This window comes from Sporosarcina sp. HYO08, assembly GCF_001563475.1.
Taxonomy (GTDB): Bacteria; Bacillota; Bacilli; order Bacillales_A; family Planococcaceae; genus Sporosarcina.
This window is the reverse complement of sequence record NZ_LPUT01000014.1, coordinates 1-2935: the sequence shown is the minus strand read 5'-3', so window position 1 is coordinate 2935 and position 2935 is coordinate 1. Positions and strand designations below refer to the sequence as shown.

Annotated in this window: 3 protein-coding genes and 2 rRNA genes; all 5 read left to right on the top strand. The window is 39.7% G+C overall.

Annotation, left to right across the window (positions count from 1 at the left end):
• Positions 1-128 (top strand): 23S ribosomal RNA (locus AU377_RS06760); the annotation flags it as partial.
• A gap of 72 nt (positions 129-200) precedes the next feature.
• Positions 201-316, top strand: a 5S ribosomal RNA gene (gene rrf, locus AU377_RS06755).
• A 776-nt stretch (positions 317-1092) separates the two neighbouring features.
• The gene (locus AU377_RS06750; protein WP_067406160.1) at positions 1093-1893 is read left to right on the top strand and encodes a YihY/virulence factor BrkB family protein; all 801 of its coding nucleotides are present in this window, start codon (positions 1093-1095) and stop codon (positions 1891-1893) included.
• A gap of 60 nt (positions 1894-1953) precedes the next feature.
• Positions 1954-2559 carry an IS607 family transposase gene (locus AU377_RS06745; RefSeq protein ID WP_067406157.1) on the top strand — a complete coding sequence of 202 codons (606 nt, stop codon included), beginning with the start codon at positions 1954-1956 and terminating at the stop codon, positions 2557-2559.
• On the top strand, positions 2543-2935 hold a 393-nt coding region (locus AU377_RS06740), incomplete at its 3' end, for a helix-turn-helix domain-containing protein (protein WP_156450402.1). The genes AU377_RS06745 and AU377_RS06740, both read left to right, overlap by 17 nt.

Sequence of the window (2935 nt, the reverse complement as noted above, 5' to 3'; positions counted from 1 at the left end):
CTCAAGATGAGATTTCCCATTACATTTGTAAGTAAGATCCCTCAAAGATGATGAGGTGGATAGGTCTGGGGTGGAAGCACGGCGACGTGTGGAGCTGACAGATACTAATCGATCGAGGACTTAACCTTATTTAAAAAGACATGATTACGATTGTGCATCCAATGTTTGTTTTATTCAGTTTTGAGCGAACAAGCTCATAGTCTGGTGCCGATGGCGAAGAGGTCACACCCGTTCCCATACCGAACACGGAAGTTAAGCTCTTCAGCGCCGATGGTAGTTGGGGGCTTCCCCCTGCAAGAGTAGGACGTCGCCAGGCGCAAGGTCATTGCCAATAGGTAATGGCTTTTTTTGTGTTTAAAATTGAAATTTCCGTGCATTTGTTTGAAGGTGTGCGAGAATGGTGAGGAGTAGTGGAGTTCTAGGAAGCGAAGGCAGGAGGATCGAAGCGAAACATAGTTTTGCTTGATTTACACCGAAGGTTGCAAATCAAAGCACTATGATATACGCGAGAACCGGACTGTCAAAGCCGACGACGAAATCCGCTGCTCATCGCCATTCGGAGCCAAACGTCAAGATTCGATTAGAATCTTGGCGTTTTGCGTGATTTACACGTTCTTTGTGTAAATCACAGCACAGGTTTTTACACGGAAGTTAAGCTCCCGCGCCGATGGTAGTTGGGGGCTTCCCCCTGCAAAACAAAAAGGTTCCACTAAAACCTTTTTGTTTCTGCGTGATTTACGCGTTTTTTGCGTAAATCAAAGCACAAGTGTATAACCAATCTTATTTTGACGGAAATAGTCATACCAATTAGGTAATGGCTTTTTTGTGTTTAAAAATAGAAGCCAGTAAAGACATGATCAAATTCGCGCAAGTTACCCTGAAAACATGTTAGGTTGCCCTCAATGCAACTTGAGCTTCCCTAAACTAACCTCGAGTTGCCCTCATGCTCATTTGAGTTACCCGAATCTATGCGAGTTGTCCTGTTTCTCCTAGTTGTGTCGGTATTCGGCACTAATAACCTTTTCTCATCACTTCATCATTTTTCTACTATTTCATTCAGATATGGATATATTGAAAGAAAGAGGTGAGTGGATGATTAAAATAATTTGTATTCGCTTTCTTAAAGAGCGATATTTCGACCTTGCTGCGCAAACTGCCTATTATTTATTACTCTCTGTATTTCCTTTTCTTATCTTCATTATTTCATTACTGCAATTTTTTCCAGTTAATGCAGAAATGCTTTTAACTTTTCTCCGACCGTTTGCGCCTGCGGAGTCATTTATTTTACTTGAAAAAAATATAGAAATTGTGCTCAATCAAGGGAAAGGAAAGGTGCTTTACATTAGTCTAGGTTCAGCGCTTTGGCTTTCTTCCATAGCTGTTCAATCTTTAGCGCGTTCACTGGATTTAGCAAATGGGTTCAAGCGGAAGGGAGCATTTTGGAAGTCTCTTATCCGGGATCTGGGGATTACTTCTCTTTTTATGCTTGTCATCCCCTTGTCTTTATTTTTGCCGATCATTGAAACAGCATTGTATAAAGTTGTCACGTATTATGATCAGATTGAGCAATGGCAAGGATGGTTTTATATTTGGCCAAATGTGAAGTGGGGACTGGGCACGTTATTTTTACTGTTGTTTTTTCTCTTGTTTTACACGGTTGTGCCAACAGGTAAAATGAAGGTAAGGGAAGCTTTTCCAGGCGCTATCTTTTCAGCATTTGGTTGGCAGTTGTTTTCTTTGTTGTTTGGTGATTATGTGTCTAGTGTAGACTATACCCGTTTGTACGGGCAGTTATCTGGTATCATTTTGCTTGTGCTATGGTTTTATTCGACTGCTGTAATTATTTTGTTGTCAGGTTTAATGAATGCGGAATGGCGGAAGTCCTTTCGATAGGAGTTATTAACTGTTCCTGAAAATATTGAATAATGTAGAAAAATATGTCAAAATAGACATATGAAAAAGATCTATAAACCTAATGAATTTGCAAAAATGTTAAATGTGACTGTTAAAACATTGCAGAATTGGGATAACGACGGAAAATTAATCGCTTACCGAAACCCAAGTGGAAGAAGGTTTTATACAAATGAGCAATATGAGGCATACATGGGAATCAATCAAAGAAATCAAGTAGGTAAGACGGTGATTTACGGACGTGTTTCAAACAACGGTCAGAAAGATGATCTCCAAAACCAACTTGCTTTTTTAAGAGAGTTCGCAAATGCAAGAGGAATGATTGTCGATGATGTGATGACGGATATCGGAAGTGGACTAAACTACAAACGGAAACATTGGAACGCATTGTTAGAAGACTGTTTTGATGGACAAATTTCAACAATTATTGTGGCACACAAAGACCGTTTTGTCCGCTTTGGTTATGAATGGTTTGAATCCTTTTTATCAAAAAGAGGGGTGAAAGTTCTCGTCGTGAACAACGAAACATTGTCCCCGCAACAGGAATTAGTTGAAGATTTAGTTTCAATTATTCATGTCTTTAGTTGTCGCATCTACGGTTTACGTAAATATAAAAAGAAAATCGAGGAGGATGAAAGTTTTGAATAAGGCTTATAAAACTGAAATTCTCCTCACGCCTGCGCAACGACAAAAAGTACATCAAACGATCGGCGTTTGCAGGTATGTTTACAATCTGTATCTAGTTACGGCACAAAAACACTACAAAGAAACGAAAAAGCACCTATCCGGCTATGATTTTTCCAAGTGGTTAAACAATGTGTACCTAGTTGAAAATGATCCATGGATTAAAAAGGTTTCCAGTAAAGCCGTCAAACAAGCGATTATGAACGGGGACCATGCTTTTAAGAATTTCTTTAAAGGAAAGTCAAAATACCCACGCTTCAAAAAGAAACGGAATCAAGATGTAAAAGCCTATTTCCCCAAAAACAATCCGACCGATCTGTCGGTCGAACGCCACCGGATG